At 50.8% G+C, this 17,573-nt stretch carries 13 protein-coding genes; 10 read left to right on the top strand and 3 right to left on the bottom strand.

The window, feature by feature from the left end:
- Nucleotides 1–24 precede the first annotated feature (24 nt).
- A complete protein-coding gene (gene tsaD, locus BG55_RS09565; RefSeq protein WP_034937380.1) occupies nt 25–1,047 on the bottom strand; it encodes a tRNA (adenosine(37)-N6)-threonylcarbamoyltransferase complex transferase subunit TsaD in 1,023 nt (340 codons plus the stop codon).
- A gap of 302 nt (nt 1,048–1,349) precedes the next feature.
- Between tsaD and rpsU the strand changes: the two genes are divergently transcribed.
- The 3 genes from rpsU to rpoD all read left to right on the top strand — a co-directional run bounded on the left by rpsU (nt 1,350) and on the right by rpoD (nt 5,617).
- Nucleotides 1,350–1,565 carry a 30S ribosomal protein S21 gene (gene rpsU, locus BG55_RS09560; protein ID WP_001144069.1) on the top strand — a complete coding sequence of 72 codons (216 nt, stop codon included), beginning with the start codon at nt 1,350–1,352 and terminating at the stop codon, nt 1,563–1,565.
- A gap of 100 nt (nt 1,566–1,665) precedes the next feature.
- On the top strand, nt 1,666–3,411 hold the full coding sequence (gene dnaG, locus BG55_RS09555) for a DNA primase (RefSeq protein ID WP_034936902.1): 1,746 nt from the start codon (nt 1,666–1,668) through the stop codon (nt 3,409–3,411).
- Between the two features lie 361 nt (nt 3,412–3,772).
- Nucleotides 3,773–5,617 (top strand): RNA polymerase sigma factor RpoD, encoded by a 1,845-nt coding sequence (gene rpoD, locus BG55_RS09550; protein WP_034936900.1) that lies wholly within the window; start codon nt 3,773–3,775, stop codon nt 5,615–5,617.
- Nucleotides 5,618–5,705: 88 nt separating this feature from the next.
- On the opposite strand, the gene mug is transcribed toward rpoD, so the two are convergent.
- Nucleotides 5,706–6,233, bottom strand: a complete 528-nt coding sequence (mug, locus tag BG55_RS09545; RefSeq protein WP_034936899.1) for a G/U mismatch-specific DNA glycosylase — start codon at nt 6,231–6,233, stop codon at nt 5,706–5,708.
- 56 nt (nt 6,234–6,289) lie between these two features.
- Nucleotides 6,290–7,204 (bottom strand): LysR substrate-binding domain-containing protein, encoded by a 915-nt coding sequence (locus BG55_RS09540; RefSeq protein ID WP_034936898.1) that lies wholly within the window; start codon nt 7,202–7,204, stop codon nt 6,290–6,292.
- 228 nt (nt 7,205–7,432) lie between these two features.
- Between BG55_RS09540 and BG55_RS09535 the strand changes: the two genes are divergently transcribed.
- The 7 genes from BG55_RS09535 to BG55_RS09510 all read left to right on the top strand — a co-directional run bounded on the left by BG55_RS09535 (nt 7,433) and on the right by BG55_RS09510 (nt 17,145).
- Nucleotides 7,433–7,822 (top strand): tautomerase family protein, encoded by a 390-nt coding sequence (locus tag BG55_RS09535; RefSeq protein WP_034936896.1) that lies wholly within the window; start codon nt 7,433–7,435, stop codon nt 7,820–7,822.
- A gap of 24 nt (nt 7,823–7,846) precedes the next feature.
- Complete coding sequence (locus BG55_RS22820; RefSeq protein WP_160170845.1) at nt 7,847–8,005, top strand: hypothetical protein; 159 nt, start codon at nt 7,847–7,849, stop codon at nt 8,003–8,005.
- Between the two features lie 323 nt (nt 8,006–8,328).
- Nucleotides 8,329–10,632: a phosphatidylglycerol--membrane-oligosaccharide glycerophosphotransferase gene (gene opgB / locus BG55_RS09530; protein WP_034936895.1), complete on the top strand. Its 2,304-nt coding sequence runs from the start codon at nt 8,329–8,331 to the stop codon at nt 10,630–10,632.
- A 277-nt stretch (nt 10,633–10,909) separates the two neighbouring features.
- The gene (locus BG55_RS09525; protein WP_034936894.1) at nt 10,910–12,496 is read left to right on the top strand and encodes a methyl-accepting chemotaxis protein; all 1,587 of its coding nucleotides are present in this window, start codon (nt 10,910–10,912) and stop codon (nt 12,494–12,496) included.
- 296 nt (nt 12,497–12,792) lie between these two features.
- Nucleotides 12,793–13,971, top strand: coding sequence for a D-alanyl-D-alanine-carboxypeptidase/endopeptidase AmpH (gene ampH / locus BG55_RS09520; protein ID WP_420889615.1), 1,179 nt, complete (start codon nt 12,793–12,795; stop codon nt 13,969–13,971).
- 551 nt (nt 13,972–14,522) lie between these two features.
- Nucleotides 14,523–15,674, top strand: coding sequence for a lactaldehyde reductase (gene fucO / locus BG55_RS09515; RefSeq protein ID WP_034936893.1), 1,152 nt, complete (start codon nt 14,523–14,525; stop codon nt 15,672–15,674).
- Between the two features lie 157 nt (nt 15,675–15,831).
- Nucleotides 15,832–17,145: an NAD(P)/FAD-dependent oxidoreductase gene (locus BG55_RS09510; protein WP_034936892.1), complete on the top strand. Its 1,314-nt coding sequence runs from the start codon at nt 15,832–15,834 to the stop codon at nt 17,143–17,145.
- Nucleotides 17,146–17,573: the final 428 nt, after the last annotated feature.

Raw genomic sequence — 17,573 nt, 5'->3', positions numbered from 1 at the left:
ACCCTACAGCGGTGGCGTATTATATTAATTGTTTCCCAGAGGTAAAAGCTCTGACAGCGGCCACCGTGGTTGTACAGTAACGCTCAGCTTATCCCGTGTCCCCTCTTGCAACCTGACCATGCCAGCATAGGCTATCATCGCACCGTTATCAGTACAGAGTTCCGGACGCGCATAAAATACTTCGCCGCCACGTGCTTTCATCACCTCAGCCATTTTTTCCCGTAGCGCGCGATTGGCGCTGACGCCACCGGCAATGACCAGTCGCTGGAAACCCGTTTGTTCCAACGCGCGTTTGCACTTAATCACCAGCGTATCCACCACGGCATCTTCAAACGCTCTGGCGATGTCCGCGCGCGTTTGAGCATCATCACAATTTTCACGTATGGTATTAGCAGCAAAAGTCTTCAGCCCTGAAAAGCTGAAGTCAAGTCCTGGACGATCGGTTATGGGGCGCGGAAAAACAAAACGTTTTTCGATGCCCAACTGCGCCATTTTAGACAGCAAAGGGCCGCCCGGATAATCCAGACCAAGTAGTTTAGCCGTCTTGTCAAAGGCCTCTCCAGCTGCATCATCGACGGACTCGCCTAACAGAGAATATTCGCCGATCGCGGTAACACTGATCAGTTGAGTGTGTCCACCGGATACCAGCAGCGCAACAAACGGAAATGCTGGCGGGTTGTCTTCCAGCATGGGTGCCAACAGATGTCCTTCCATATGATGGATGGGAATGGCCGGAACGTCCCAGGCAAATGCCAGCGAACGGCCAATCGTGGCACCCACCAGCAAAGCCCCCACCAGTCCGGGTCCCGCAGTGTAGGCTACTGCATCTATGTCCTGCGCCTGTAAGCCCGCTTCTTTCAATGCCGCCTGAATCAACGGCACGGTTTTGCGCACATGATCGCGTGAAGCAAGCTCAGGCACGACTCCGCCATAGTCGGCATGCAGTTTAACCTGGCTGTAAAGTTGGTTGGCGACTAACCCGGATGCATCATCGTAAATCGCCACACCGGTTTCATCGCAGGAAGTTTCTATGCCGAGCACACGCATTTCTTTCACCTCTTTTCTTGCGGCGCGCAGTGTAACATGAAGGGCACGCCACGGGCGGCAATTTTCAGTCTGCGCTTCTGATGGCCTCATGGGGGGACAGGAAAATAGTTTCGCCGCAGCGGATTGATTGATGTATAATCCTTCGCCTGAAAAAACCGGCAGCGGCACAGGCGCATCTGTTGGTGACATTACGCTATGGTGCTTTACAACGCAGCCTGTGTTGGAGTAGAATTTCGCACCATTTTGAAACAAGCTGGCACTGACGTCAGCAGCAAAACCGAATTTATCGAGGTGAGAGTTACATGCCGGTAATTAAAGTACGTGAAAACGAGCCATTTGACGTTGCACTGCGTCGCTTCAAACGTTCATGCGAAAAAGCAGGCGTTCTGGCTGAGGTTCGTCGTCGTGAGTTTTATGAAAAACCGACTACCGAACGTAAGCGCGCTAAAGCGTCTGCTGTAAAACGCCACGCGAAGAAACTGGCTCGCGAAAACGCACGCCGCACTCGTCTGTACTGATCTTTTAAGCTTCACAGACAAGTTTGTAGTATAAGAAGGCCGTGCTTTCCGAAAGGAATGCGCGGCTTGTTCTCGTTTATGAGCTGATAAACCGGGGCTTATGGCTGGACGAATCCCACGCATATTTATCAATGACTTGCTGGCGCGCACGGACATCGTGGATCTGATCGATGCTCGTGTGAAGCTGAAAAAGCAGGGAAAAAATTATCATGCGTGCTGTCCCTTTCATAATGAAAAAACCCCCTCTTTCACCGTCAATGGTGAAAAACAGTTTTACCACTGCTTCGGCTGTGGTGCTCATGGTAATGCTATTGATTTCCTGATGAATTATGATCGTCTGGAATTCGTGGAAAGTATTGAAGAGCTGGCCACACTCTACGGTCTGGAAGTACCCTATGAGAATGGCACGGGCCCCAGCCAGCTTGAGCGCCACCAGCGACAGAGTTTGTATCAGTTGATGGACGGGCTGAGCCATTTTTATCAGCATGCGTTGACTCAACAACACGCCTCTGCCGCACGAGACTATCTGCGCAAACGTGGTCTCAGTGACGAAGTGATTACACATTTTTCCATTGGTTTTGCCCCCGCAGGATGGGACAACGCCCTGAAGAAATTTGGTCATAATCAGGATGACCGCCAGTCGTTGATTGATGCAGGCATGTTGGTCACTAACGATCAGGGACGCAGTTACGATCGCTTCCGTGAACGAATAATGTTTCCTATCCACGACAAACGTGGGCGGGTTATCGGTTTTGGGGGACGAGTCCTGGGTGATGCGCTTCCCAAATACCTTAACTCACCGGAAACCGATATTTTTCATAAAGGCCGCCAGTTGTATGGCTTGTATGAAGCACAAAAAAAACATCCTGAACCGGCAAAGCTGTTGGTGGTCGAAGGCTACATGGACGTGGTGGCGCTGGCGCAATTTGGCATTGATTATGCAGTGGCCTCACTGGGGACCTCCACGACGCCCGAACATATTCAACTTCTTTTTCGCACGACAGACAACGTAATTTGCTGCTATGACGGCGATCGTGCAGGACGTGAAGCCGCCTGGCGGGCACTGGAAACCGCATTACCTTACATGAATGACGGTCGTCAGCTACGCTTTATGTTTCTGCCTGATGGTGAAGATCCGGATACGCTGGTACGTAAAGAAGGAAAGGCGGCTTTTGAAGCCAGGATGGAGCAGGCCATGCCGCTGTCCACTTTCCTGTATGACACGCTGCTGCCGCAGGTTGATCTGAGTACCCCCGATGGTCGGGCGCAACTCACCACGCTGGCGCTGCCACTGGTCAGTCAGGTGCCAGGAGAAACGCTGCGCATTTATTTGCGGCAGGTTCTGGGGGATAAGCTGGGCATCCCGGACCATGTCCAATTAGAAAAATTGCTGCCAAAGCAGGGTGAAAATGCGAAGCCCTCGCCGCAACCTCAGCTAAAACGCACAACCATGCGTATACTGATTGGGCTGCTGATTCAGAACCCAGGGCTGGCAGCAATAGTCCCCTCAATGCAGGGACTGGAGAATTCGGCGCTGCCCGGATTTTCGCTGTTTGTTGAGCTGGTCGAGACGTGCAATGCGCACCCTGGCCTGACGACCGGACAGCTACTGGAGTTATATCGCGGAACAAATTTTAGTCAGAGCATTGAAACTCTGGCGACATGGAACCACATGATCGTAGACGATGAGGTGGAGACCATGTTCAAGGATTCACTGGCCAGCATGTACGACGCCGCGCTGGAACGTCGTCTTGAAGAACTGATTGCCCGTGACCGCACTCATGGGCTCAACGCGGAAGAACGCCGCGAACTCTGGACGTTGAGTCAGGCACTGAAGAAGCAGTGACCTTCAGATGAACAACGGCAGGCAGCCAGTTTTAACAAGGTATTAAAGCGGTCCGTTTATTGCAGCCTGCTAACAGAAACTGGGGAGATGACTGGTTTAGCCGGTTTCAGTGGTCTGAGTGGAAATACGCATCCTCACCGGGCAGACAATCAGGTGGGAATTGAGCGTACTGCCCGGACTGGAAAGGCAACAACTGTGCCCCAGACAGAATATCCAGCGGCTTAAGTGCCGATTATCCGCCAGGTTGAGCCTGGCAGCCGCCATGACGGGCAGCGGCAATAATCAAACGCCCTCACTGTTATTGTTGGCTGCTTAGCCGACCGACACCAATCTAATTTAACAGAAGTGTGGATACCGTCTTATGGAGCAAAACCCGCAGTCACAGCTGAAGCTGCTTGTCACCCGTGGTAAGGAGCAAGGCTATCTGACCTATGCCGAGGTCAATGACCATCTGCCGGAAGATATCGTCGACTCCGATCAGATCGAAGACATCATCCAGATGATCAACGACATGGGCATACAGGTTGTGGAAGAAGCACCTGATGCCGATGATCTGATGCTGAACGAAAACACCAGTGATACGGACGAAGATGCTGCCGAAGCGGCTGCTCAAGTGTTATCCAGCGTTGAATCGGAAATTGGACGTACCACAGACCCTGTGCGCATGTACATGCGCGAGATGGGCACCGTTGAGCTGCTGACGCGAGAAGGCGAAATTGACATCGCCAAACGCATCGAAGACGGGATTAACCAGGTACAGTGTTCCGTTGCTGAATACCCTGAGGCCATTACTTATTTACTCGACCAGTACGATCGTGTTGAAGCAGGTGAAGCACGCCTGTCCGATATGATTACCGGATTTGTCGATCCGAATGCAGAAGAAGAGATGGCACCCACGGCCACTCACGTAGGCTCTGAGCTTTCTGAAGAAGAGCGCGACGACGACGACGATGAAGACGAAGATTCTGATGATGACAACTCTGATGATGACAACAGCATCGATCCAGAGCTGGCTCGTGAAAAATTTAACGACCTGCGCGTACAGTACGAAAAAACCCGTACCGTAATCAAAGCCAAAGGTCGCAGCCATGCTGATGCCGTTAGTGAGATCCAGAATCTGTCTGACGTGTTTAAACAGTTCCGCCTGGTGCCAAAGCAGTTTGACTACCTGGTGAACAACATGCGCACTATGATGGATCGCGTTCGTACCCAGGAACGCATCATCATGAAGCTGTGTGTTGAAATCTGTAAAATGCCGAAAAAGAACTTCATCACCCTGTTCACCGGCAATGAAACCAGCGAAACCTGGTTCAAAGCGGCGCTGGCTATGAATAAGCCCTGGTCTGAAAAGCTGAAAGAAGTAACAGAAGACGTGCAGCGCAGCCTGATGAAACTGTTGCAGATTGAGGAAGAGACGGGGCTGACCATTGAACAGGTCAAAGACATCAACCGTCGTATGTCCATCGGTGAAGCGAAAGCTCGCCGGGCGAAAAAAGAGATGGTTGAAGCAAACCTGCGTCTGGTTATTTCAATCGCCAAGAAATACACCAACCGTGGTTTGCAGTTCCTCGATCTGATTCAGGAAGGCAACATTGGTCTGATGAAAGCCGTGGATAAGTTTGAATATCGCCGTGGTTATAAATTTTCGACCTATGCCACCTGGTGGATCCGTCAGGCCATTACCCGCTCAATTGCTGACCAGGCGCGCACCATCCGTATTCCGGTTCATATGATTGAGACTATCAATAAACTCAACCGTATTTCCCGCCAGATGTTGCAGGAGATGGGCCGTGAACCGACGCCGGAAGAGCTGGCCGAACGCATGTTGATGCCAGATGATAAAATTCGCAAGGTGCTGAAAATTGCCAAAGAGCCTATCTCTATGGAGACGCCAATTGGTGATGATGAAGATTCACACCTGGGTGATTTTATCGAAGACACCACGCTTGAGCTGCCGCTCGATTCTGCCACCTCAGAGAGCCTGCGCTCCGCGACCCATGACGTTCTGGCAGGTCTGACCGCTCGCGAAGCAAAAGTCCTGCGTATGCGTTTTGGCATCGATATGAATACTGACCATACGCTGGAAGAGGTAGGTAAACAGTTCGATGTAACCCGTGAGCGTATTCGTCAGATTGAAGCAAAAGCGCTGCGTAAACTGCGTCATCCAAGCCGCTCTGAAGTATTGCGTAGCTTCCTGGACGACTAATCCCGCCAGGTTACCGTGCGAAGGCCCCTGCTTGCAGGGGCTTTTTTTTGGGGAGCAAAAAACCCAGCAGCCCCCCACTCATTGCAGATCAAAGTCCCCGCAAAGCAAGCGCCGTATCCAGTTCACGATACGCTTCCACCAGTTTTTCCTGTGAAGCCCGGTTCAGACCGCTGGGATTTGGCAGTACCCAGACCTCTGTTTTACCGACCGTTTGCCGTTGTCTGCCCCATTCAACCCGGCTCACCCGGAACGCCTGTTTGAAAGCCTGCTTGCCCAGCACTGCCAGCGCATCTGGCTGATAGTGAAGAATTTTATGCACCAGACTTTTGCCACCGTCGCGCAGCTCCTGACCTGACAACTCCGTAGCTTCCCTGGTTGGCCGTTCTACCAGCATGGTGATGCCACAACGCGTATCCAGCAACCGCATCTCCTCTTCTGGTTTCAGTTGCCTGCTGGTAAAACCAGCCTGCCAGATAGTTTTCCAGAAACGGTTACCAGGATGAGCAAAATGATAGCCGGTGTGGGCAGACGATTTTCCGGGATTAATACCGCAAAACACCACCCGCAGACCTGGGGCAAGAATGTCGCTAATGTTATGTTCTTCTGACTCATGCATGTGCTGTTCTCTCAACAAAAAAGATCTGATAACCGCTGGCAGCTGGCAAATTTCGGTTATTGCGAGCTGAAAGCCTCGCGCAGCCAGTGGATAAAGCCCCTCACGGCTCGCGGGACCTGGGCAGACCAGGGACGTACGACACAGATCGTACCGGCAAAGGTGCCAACCGTCTGCCAGTCTGCCAGAAGTTCAACCAGGCTACCCTCGCGCAGCGCGCTCCGGGCGCTGAAATCCGGTAGCATGGCAATTCCCATTCCCTGCAATGCCGCATCCCGCAGCGACTCACTGTTATTGGTGGCAAAGGGTCCGCTTACGTTAACCGTTAACTTTTCCGCCCCTTTGGTAAATGTCCAGCCTGGCGTTTCCGTGCCGCGTGGATAGTACAGACAGTGGTGTTCTGACAGCGACTGCGGCGATCGCGGCCAGCCACGCGCCGCCAGATACTCAGGCGAAGCCACCAGCAAGGCACGAGTAGCACACAACGGCTGCACCACATGGGTTTCAGACAGCGTGTCACTGTGGCGGATGGCGACATCAAATCCTTCACTGACCAGCGACACCAGCCGGTCTGTCACTTCCAGTTGAACGCGCACCTGTGGATGCTCATGCAAAAAGGCAGTGATATGCGGCACCAGTTGCTGACGGGCAAATGCCACCGGAGCCGTGACGCGCACCAACCCACGCAGCGGTCCGGCTGAGTCCCTGACGCTGGAAAAACTCTGTTCGATAAGGGCAAAGGGGACACGTAGTTCCTCCACCAGCTTCTCACCGGCACTGGTCAATCTGACAATGCGGGTGGTGCGAGTCACCAGCGGAACGCCAGCCTGGTGTTCAAGCTCTTTTATCTTCTGACTCATCGCTGCCTTGCTCACTCCCAGCCGTTCAGCAGCGCGGGTGAAACTGCCCTGCTCCGCCAGTACCGTCAGCCAGTGCAGATGCATCCACAATGCACCTGTTTTAATCTCTTTCATATTGATTGTTCATTTATAAAAACAATAAGTTCAAGTATAGCGACTTTTTTCCTGACCATCATGCGGGTAGAGTGTCTGCTCAGGGCAAAATATTCCCCCTTCCTGTGCCACTGACGCCATCGGGGAGCAACAGCCAAACGCCATTATTTCGCGATTTCAGCCCGGCCCCTCTTTTCACGCAAATTTAAATGTTTGATAAAATAAATGATTTAAAATCAGGAGAAAATAATGCCCTTACTTCAGTTTGATGTTATTGAAGGACGTTCTCCTTCAGAGCTAAAAATCCTGCTGGATGCTGCACACCGGGCAGTGCTGACTGCTTTCAATGTTCCCGAAAGAGATCGCTATCAGATTGTTCACGAAAACAAAGCTCATCAGATGGTTTTTGAGGATACCGGTCTGGGGCTGGAGCGTACACGCAATCTGGTGATGGTCAGGGTCTTTACCAGTCCACGTAGCGACCAACAGAAACAGCTGTTTATGGCGGAACTGTGTCGCGCACTGGAGGAGAGCTGTGGCATTGCAGGGAGTGATGTGATGATCAGTTTTATCACCAACGCGAAGGGAGACTGGAGCTTTGGTAACGGTGTCGCACAATATATTACCGGCGAACTGTAAGCACGGTAATGGCAGGTGGTGTCAGTGAAGGAAAAATGCCCGGTGGGTAACCACCAGGCATTTACCCGCTACTGGATACGTCACGACATCCGCCAGATGAAAAACCGAAACAGTAAAGCTGCCATCGGCGTTATCGGTTGCTGGCTGAGGATTCGTGAGATGGCTCTGAATTCTGATGATTAATTTCCGGGTGAAGAAAAACCAGATAACATTATTTTTTCTTAACATTCATTCCATAATACTCGCAGTATTTCTGCCATTTCACCTCGTTTTGTGCAGCATCCCGGCATTTATCATCTCAACAGGTAATAACCAGTTAGCCCTTTCAATCATGAAATAACATTTAATTAAATAAACCGTAAACAGAATACAGTAAATACCCCGCAGCCTGTCCCCGTTCTGATTGCCAGAGATAATTCGCTACGTTAAATTGATCTGCCGATGACAGATCGGTTCATCGCCATTTATGGCCAGGGATTGTGCCGCATAAGGATTAAAAATAAATAATGGGTTCTGAATTGCTTTCACTGATACTCTTTATCGCCTCAGTTACAATTTACAGCTGGAAGGCGGGCAGAAACCGGCTGTGGTTTTCTGCTATTTTGCTGTTTCTGGGCACTTATATTCTGCTTAATGCCTCAATGCTGGCGAGCGATTATTTTACTGGCGAAGGCATTAATGATGCTGTCATTTACACCATTACCAGCAGTCTTAACGGTGCAGGTGTCGGAAAATATATTTTTCCCGCTATCGGGCTGATAGCAGGGATGAGTTTGCTGTTCGGCCTGCTTTCCTGGATTTTACGTTTACGCAAAAGGCATGATTACAGCAGAATATACAGTCTGCTGGCGGTGATGCTGGCTATCGCTTCCATTAAAACTACCCCGGCTTATCAACAGGTTGCAAGCCTGATTAAATCACAGGTTGGTAAGGGCCATTCAGATTTCTACAGCCACTACAAAGTACCGGCTAAGCAGATCGGCGGTAACAAACTTAATCTGGTGTACATCTATGCTGAAAGTCTGGAACGCACCTATTTTGATGAAAATGCCTTTCCCGGTCTTGCGCCTGAGCTGAGCAAAATCAAAAACAGTTCGCTGGATTTCAGCAATACCGCACAGCTACCCGGCACCGAATATACCATTGCCGGCATGGTGGCCTCGCAGTGCGGCATTCCCTTATTCGCCCCCTTTGATGGCAATGCCTCCAGTTCACTGTCGACCTTTTATCCCCAAAACATCTGTCTGGGCGACATCCTGAAATCCTCTGGCTACCAGAACTATTTCTACCAGGGGGCCAGTCTTAATTTTGCCGGTAAAGACTTATTTCTCTCATCACATGGTTTTGAACCAGCGCACCTTTATGGCTTCAACGAACTGAAAAACGTGGTAAAAGATCAAAACTACCGTAATGACTGGGGTTGGTATGACGACACACTGCTGGACGTGGTTTTTGACAAGTATCTGGAACTGTCGCGTCTGAACCAACCCTTTTCGTTGTTTGCCCTGACCGTAGACACCCATCATCCGGATGGTTTTATTTCCCGCAGTTGCCAGCGCCAGACCTGGCAATATGACGGCAAACCCAATAAATCCCTGGCCGCCGTAGCATGCAGCCAGCAGCATATCGCCCGGCTAATCGAACGTATTCGCGCCACACCTTACTTTAAAAATACCCTGATTGTGGTCAGCTCCGATCATCTGGCGATGAATAACACCGCGTGGAAATACCTCAACCAGCACGATCGCCACGACCTGTTCTTTATGGTGCGCGGCGATGACAGCAGCAGCAAAGTGATTCCGGTCAAACGCAGTACGCTGGATAACGGCGCAACCGTGCTGGATGCCCTGGGTGGTGATAACTTTATTGGCCTGGGGCGCAGCAGCCTTTCGGCAACATCCCTGGCCAGCACTTATCTGAATCTGAAAGAGAAAATGCTTGAGTGGAAACCAGACGTTATCAAATTATGGAACTTCCCGAAAACCATCTCTGACTATCGCATAGATACGCTAAATAACACCTTCAGCTTTTCAGGTGTGGATTTTAAGTTGCCGTTGCTGCTTTCTGTTACGCCGAACAAGATTGAGCCAAAACTGGATGTCTGGCTCGCCACGCCCCTTAAGCAACAGCTGGCGCAATTTGCAGCAGATGAAAAATTTGTCTGGATTGACCGCTGCTTCAAACCCGGTTTCATCTGGGATAAAACACTGGAGCTGAGTCGTGATTACTGCGTGGTCGAGGGAACGCTGGATTCACCGCCGGTAATAAGGCAGATCAGGCCCGGTACCAGCACGGGGCGCGTAACTTTTCAGCAGGTCGGCAAGCGCGATGATAAACAATATCAACAGACCGTTGCCCGCTTAAAAATTTCTGACAGCGATCTGAAATACAGTGCAGACACCATTCTGTTTGCCCTACCCGGACTGCCAGAGCAGGTTTCGAAGGTGTCAGGCCTGTCATATATCGAACCCTGGGGAGGACGATGGTCTGATGCCAGTTTGCAACCGCAGGTCAGCATCCATTTTCGCGATCCGCTGCCAAAAGAATTTGAGCTCGAACTGACTGCACGCGCGTTTGCAGCCAACAGCCAGCAAACTTTTACGGTGAAAGTCGGTAAGGTGACAAAGGAGTTTAGCCTGGGTAAGGATGACAACACGGTCAGGCTGCACTTCACCCTTACTCAACAGGCAGACAGCATTGAGATTCAACCCCCCAGCCCACAGGAAACGACTGAAGGTGCTATCGATGGCTTTAAAGCACGCAAGCTGGGCATTGGCCTCACCAGCCTGAAAGTCACCCCCATCCACTGACATCCCCACCCCGGTGTGCCACACCGGGGCATTTTCTTAGTCGCCCATCCGTCATCCGTCATCCGTCATCCGTCATCCGTCATCCGTCATCCGTCATCCGTCATCCGTCAATATTTTCGCGTCATTTTCTGAAAAAAATAGCTAAACGACAGTCCGAAGCAGGAGATTGACATCAAGTTTCTGTGAACGCTGCCGATGATAGTAACTTGAGTAAACCAAAAAAAATGCCCTCCGCTTCCGTTGGTGATGCCCTCTCTAAGGCAAGGAAAAAAATAAAATGAAATCTGTCAAGAATATGAAAGTCGGCGTGCGCCTTGGGGCCGCTTTTGGTCTGGTGATCCTGTTACTGATTATCGTCAGTATTACAGCGATAACCAAAACCGGGCACATCAATGAAGCCGTTGACAGCATTGTTAACGACCGCTATCAAAAAGTTCGGCTGGCCTTTGCCGTGAGGGATGGCGTCAACGATCAGATCAAATATTTACGCGGCATGGTTATTGATACCACCCGGCCACAAAACAATATCCAGCGCCTGGGATTTCTCAATGAATCCACTCAAAAAACCAATAAAGCCATCGAAGCTATTGTGCAGCTACAGGTAACTGAACTCGGCAAACAGAAAATTCAGGGGTTGAAGGATGCGGCACAGGCTTTCGAAGCGTCAAAGGTTGAGCTGGTGAAGCTCATTCAGGCTGGCGACGAAAATATCGCGGCTGAATATGCACTGAAAAAAATCACCCTGACGCAAGGTGCCTACCTCGACGCAGCGGTGAAATTTGCTGAATCTCAGTCACAACAATTGCAGGCCGAAGGTGCTAAAGCCCTTGCTGACGGGGCAACCGCTATTCATATCACGCTGCTTTTCTCTTTTCTTGCCGTGCTGGCCGCCATTATTCTCGGTTTCTTCCTGACACGGTCTATTGTACGTCCCCTGCGTGAAGCAGTATCCATTGCTGAAAATGTCGCAGCTGGCGACCTGCGAACCGCCATCAAGGTGACCTCCTCTGATGAAACCGGTCAGCTGATGCTGGCACTGAAAAATATGAATGAAAACCTGCTGCGGATAGTCACGGAGGTGCGCTCTGGCTCACATCTGATCACCACCGCATCCGGTGAAATTTCCGCAGGGAATATGGACCTCTCATCACGAACCGAACAGCAGGCCAGCTCACTGGAAGAGACGGCATCGGCTATGGAGCAGATGACATCCACCGTGAAGCAAAACGCTGACAATGCCCGTCAGGCCAATGAGCTGGCAGCTCAGGCCTCGCGTGTGGCACTTCAGAGCGGTGCCGCCGTAAAACAGGTGGTCAGCACAATGGAGATGATCAATGGCTCGTCGAAGAAAATTGTCGATATCATCAGCGTGATCGATGGGATTGCTTTTCAGACCAATATTCTGGCGCTTAACGCCGCCGTAGAGGCTGCGCGTGCGGGTGAACAGGGTCGTGGTTTTGCCGTGGTGGCCTCAGAAGTACGCAACCTTGCTCAACGCTCGGCTTCAGCTGCCAAAGAGATTGCTCATCTGATTGAAGACTCCGTCGCCAAAGTGGACGAGGGCGGTCGGCAGGTGGCGCTCGCCGGAAGTACCATGGAAGAGGTCCTTAACAGTGTAAAAAGCGTGACCGAAATTATGGGTGAAATCTCTGTTGCCAGCAACGAACAGAGCACCGGTATCGAAGAGATCAACATGGCTATCACTCAGATGGATCAGGTTACTCAGCAAAACGCCTCACTGGTTAATCAGTCAGCCGCAGCAGCACAGTCACTTCAGGAACAGGCAGTGCAGCTTTCTCAGTCCATCAGCGTGTTTAAAGTCAACGAACAATCACAACCTGTGAACCCGCTCCTGGCATACTGAAGAGCCGCATCGGCTGCTTTTTTGCTCAGTCTGAGTAAACCTGCCGGATGAGATTAACACAATGACACCCTCCGGCCAGTGACAGAATCTTGTTAGCTGGCCGGTTTGACTTTGCAGGTTTTGCATCAGAAAACATTTATCTCTCTTTGCATAAACAAATAAATCATCGGCTCCTTACCAAAAACCGGGTTGCACTTAATGTCATTTTTTAAAAAACCAATCCCTCCGGTTGAAGGCCGTGTAAAACCGATTACTATACGGTTACTTTTCTGCTCAGTCTGATGGATACAGCCACATTGAAATCTTTCCTTCACCGATTACTGGTAGTGCTGACAGCGATCAGCCCACTTAGCAGTCTGGCTGCAAGGGTTGCGCCTGACCCGCTGCTTGCCTCCCAGATAGTGGATCGTTACGCACAGAATATTTTCTATAACACCAAAGCCACTGGCATGGCGATGGTGGCAATCGATACCAATCAGCGTGTTTTCGCCAGTATGGGTTCCGTGAGGCCCGGCAGCAGTGTCCGTCCTCAGAAGGACTCGGTCATTCGCATCGCCTCCCTGACCAAATTGATGACCAGCGAACTGTTGGTGAAGCTGTCTGAAAAGGGTGTCGTGCGGTTGGATGATCCACTGAGTAAATACGCCCCGCGTAGCAGCAGTGTGCCCAACTATGCCGGGCAAACTATTCGCCTGATTAATCTGGCAACCCACACCAGCGGGCTGCCCCGTGAGCTGCCCGGCGGCAAGGCAAACCGCCCGGTTTTTGTCTGGCCAACCTATAACCAGCGCTGGAACTGGCTGGATAACGCTAAATTGAAAGCTGCGCCCGGAACTCAGGCGGCCTACTCTAATCTGGCGTTCGACCTGTTGGCCGATGCGCTTTCCCGTGCCAGTGGCGTGTCATATCCCGCCCTGCTTCAGCGTGAAATCACCCGTCCACTGGGGATGAAAGACACCACCTTTACCCCTTCACCCGATCAGTGCTCACGCCTGATGGTGGCGGAAAAAGGCGCCAGTCCATGCATGAACACCCTGGCAGCGATTGGCAGTGGTGGCATTTATTCCACGCCGGACGATATGGGCCGCTGGATGCAGCAGTTTCTCTCTTCTGATATCCACACCCGCTCATCCCAGGTCGATCGCATGCAGACCATGATCTATCAGCGCAGCCAGTTAACCAAAGTGGATGGTATGGACGTGCCGGGTAAGGCTTCGGCACTGGGTATGGGTTGGGTTTATATGGCGCCACAAAATAACCGGCCGGGTATTATTCAGAAGACTGGCGGTGGCGGCGGTTTCATTACCTATATGGCCATGGTACCTCAGTGCAGCGTCGGAGTATTTATTGTGGTTACGCGCTCACCGCAAACCCATTTCACTGCAATGAGTGACGGCGTTAACAATCTGCTGACTGAACTGATTGGTAATACGCCAGACAGCGCGCAACTAGCCGCCAGTATTATGGCGAATTAACAATTTTTCTGTCCGGATGGTGGAAAAGGATGCGTGCCAGCCAGAATGAAATAATTGCGCTGTATGCATAACAGTTAAGAAGTCTGAGCACGGAATAAGTCCGTAAGTAATAATTAAAAAGCCGCCTTAAAACAAGGCGGCTTTCCCGCAATAAAATTCCTGCCGGAAAAGACGCCGTAATATCCTTTCAATTGGAAGATTTTTTAAAATTACTTTTCATGTTTTTTGTATGTCATGTCCCAATGTACTGTCATTTGTAGCCGGTATGCAGCTGAAGGTGACAACAACCGGGCCTCTGCTGCTACCTGCCTGTCGGGGGACCGCCATCCGTATTTTCCGGATAAGGATCACCGATAAAAAATGTCAGATATTAACTTAAAACCGACAGACAACCCGATTGATATGACAGTCCGGACAGGCCACTCATCGTCTTCACTTTCCTGCTTAATCACTGCAAGCTGATCTTAATCAAGATCGATAACTGATTTCCTCCGCATATTTTCCGACAGTAAAAATTGAACAAAACAAGCTTCACGTTACAGGAGAATATAATGCAACACCGTATGATACTGAATGAAACATCCTGGTTCGGACCGGGTTCGATTTCCAGGATAGTTGATGAAGTTTCTCAAAGGGGTTTAAAAAAGGCGCTACTGGTTACCGACAAGATTTTAATTCAGGCAGGCGTGATTAAGAAAGTCACGGCGCTGCTTGATAAGCATCAGCTGCCTTATGTTATTTACGATGAGGTTGTGCCAAATCCCACTATTGCGGTAGTGACCAAGGGTGTTGATATATTTAAAGCGTCAAAAGCAGATTATCTTATTGCTATTGGCGGTGGTTCACCGCAGGACACCGCTAAAGCCATTGGTATTATTATCAATAACCCTGAGTTTTCAGATGTCCGCAGCCTGGAAGGCGTAGCAGCGACCCGTCACGCCAGTGTGCCCATTATTGCTGTTCCAACCACTGCGGGCACCGCCGCCGAAGTGACCATCAATTACGTGATCACCGACGAGGAGAAACGCCGTAAATTTGTCTGCGTCGATCCCCATGACATTCCGATTGTCGCGATTATCGATGCCGAAATGATGGCCAGTATGCCCCCGTCACTGAAGGCCGCCACCGGCATTGATGCCCTGACACATGCGATTGAAGGCTATACCACCAAAGGAGCATGGGAGCTGACTGATGCACTGCATCTGAAAGCCATTCAGATTATCAGTCGTTCACTACGCGCTTCGGTTGCCGGAGACAGTCAGGGCGTTGAAGATATGGCGCTGGGGCAATATATCGCCGGGATGGGGTTTTCCAACGTTGGTCTGGGACTGGTGCATGGGATGGCACATCCGCTCGGCGCGTTCTACAACGTGCCGCACGGCGTGGCCAACGCCATTATTTTACCGCAGGTGATGGCCTGGAACGCAGATTACACCGGCGAGAAATATCGTGATATTGCCCGTGCAATGGGTGTTGCCAGCGTATGTGGTAAATCATTAAGTGAAGTCAGAATCGCTGCCGTTGAGGCCGTGCAAAAGCTCTCTGCCGATGTTGGCATTCCCACCAGACTGCGCGATGTAGGTATGAAAGAGGAAGATATTCCGGCACTGGCGCAGGCCGCTCTTGATGATGTCTGTACTGGCGGTAACCCACGTGAGGCCTCACTGGCCGATATTACTGAGCTTTATCGTCAACTTTATTAAGCATCCCTGAATGCAGGTGGCCGGTGCCCCTGCATTGCTTTGTAGCAACGGAATAAATTGCCACCCGATTACCTGCCGGAAGCAGCGCTATCACCTGATAAATTTCTTCGGCAAACCATCATTTTATCCATAAAAGCCGTACGAAGGACAACAGACAATGAAATATGCCAGCATCCCCTTTAATCAGAATCGAAATGGCTGGCTGGATGGTCATCCCCTTTCCGTTCCCCATCCGCCACTCAATGGTGATATTACAGCTGACTGGGTGGTCATCGGCTCAGGTTTTGCCGGGCTTGCCTTCGCACGCAGGCTGGCACAGCACGATCCTCAATTACGGATTGTCATAATCGACTCGGCCTGCGCAGCAGAAAGCAGCTCAGCCCGCAATTCTGGCTTTATTATTGGCTTGCCGCACAATATTGGCAGTTCGACCGCCGAGCTTAAAAAGGCGCAGGATTACAGAACGCTGCTTCAGGAAGGCATCCGCCTGATCGATGAAATGGTTAAACAGCATCGAATTGACTGTGAATGGGAAACCGTCGGCAAATACCACTGCCAGGTCGACGCCAGAAACAACCAGATTTTACAGGAATACCGCGACAGTCTTGATGCTCTGGGCGAATCTTACACGCTGTTCGACCAGCAAATGCTGGCACAAAAGCTGGGAACCCACTTCTATGCGAAAGGCATTTATACGCCCGGAGCGGTTCTGGTTAACCCTGCCACCCTGGCCGTTGGGCTGGCAAGCAGTCTGCCTGGCAATGTGATGATTTATGACCATACGCCAGCGCTGGAGATCCATTACGGCAGCACTAACCGGGTTTTCACACCAGGCGGTAGTATTACTGCCCGCAAGGTGATGCTGGCGACCAACGCTCTTTCATCAGCTCTTGCACCGCGTCACTCACGTCAGGCCGCAATGGCAACCTTTGCCAGTATTACCGCGCCATTAACTGCTGAACAGCAGCAGAGACTTCCTGACACAGGCAGTTGGGGCCTGACACCGGTTAACGCCATCGCAGGCGCAACGCTGCGTTACACGCGTGATGGTCGCTTTATGATCCGCCAACATGTCGTTCCGGCGCTGAAAGGGGCCGTTACTGCCGCGCAGACTTATCAGGCCGCCCAGCTGCACCGGCAAATTTTCCACAAAATCTATCCCCAGCTGAGCGATGTTTCGTTGACTGAATGCTGGTCAGGAACAATCAGCGTCACACGGAATGGCGCACCGGTTTGGGGGACGTTGGGCAACAACGTTTACACAGCCAGCGGGTGTAACGGCGCAGGCATATCGAAGCAAACCGTTGCCGGAGCACTGCTGGCAGACTATGTACTGGGCTATGATAATCCATTGATTGCCAGCATGCTGGCACTGGGCCAGGCAAATTATCTGCCTTCCTCCCCGATCCTGGATGTTGCTATTGCCATTTCACTGGCAAAAGAGCGTTATATGGGAAGAAATGAAATGTGACGCCCGTTTCAGCATGGTGATATTTTCGCTCAGACACGACGCCAGACCAGCATTGTTGCGGACAATATCGCCAGCACTGAACCTGGCGGCGGATGTTAAGTTTATCAGTTACGGACATTAAAAATATTATTGGAGCGAGAACGGAAAACCAATAAAACCGTAAAAAAGAAACAACTATCGCTTACGGCGATCTGATAATCAATGAGACTAAAATTTTAAAATTTAGAGATGGTATATTTGAAGAAAAAGTCAATTTCGTATTTAATAAAAATATTGTAAGAGGCCATTGGCATGCTTCGTCATAAAGTAAGAGTAAAACTGGTGTAAAATTAATTCGGTGTGCTGATCATGGTTTCTTTTAATACAGGCGAATATGGATTTAAAAACTCCTCTCTACTAAAAATAGCAAATGGATTTAAAAAAGATCA

This window comes from Erwinia mallotivora, from assembly GCF_000590885.1.
Classification (GTDB): Bacteria; Pseudomonadota; Gammaproteobacteria; order Enterobacterales; family Enterobacteriaceae; genus Erwinia; species Erwinia mallotivora.
Note: the sequence above shows the minus strand (reverse complement) of the source record. Positions and strands in the feature narration are given on the sequence as shown.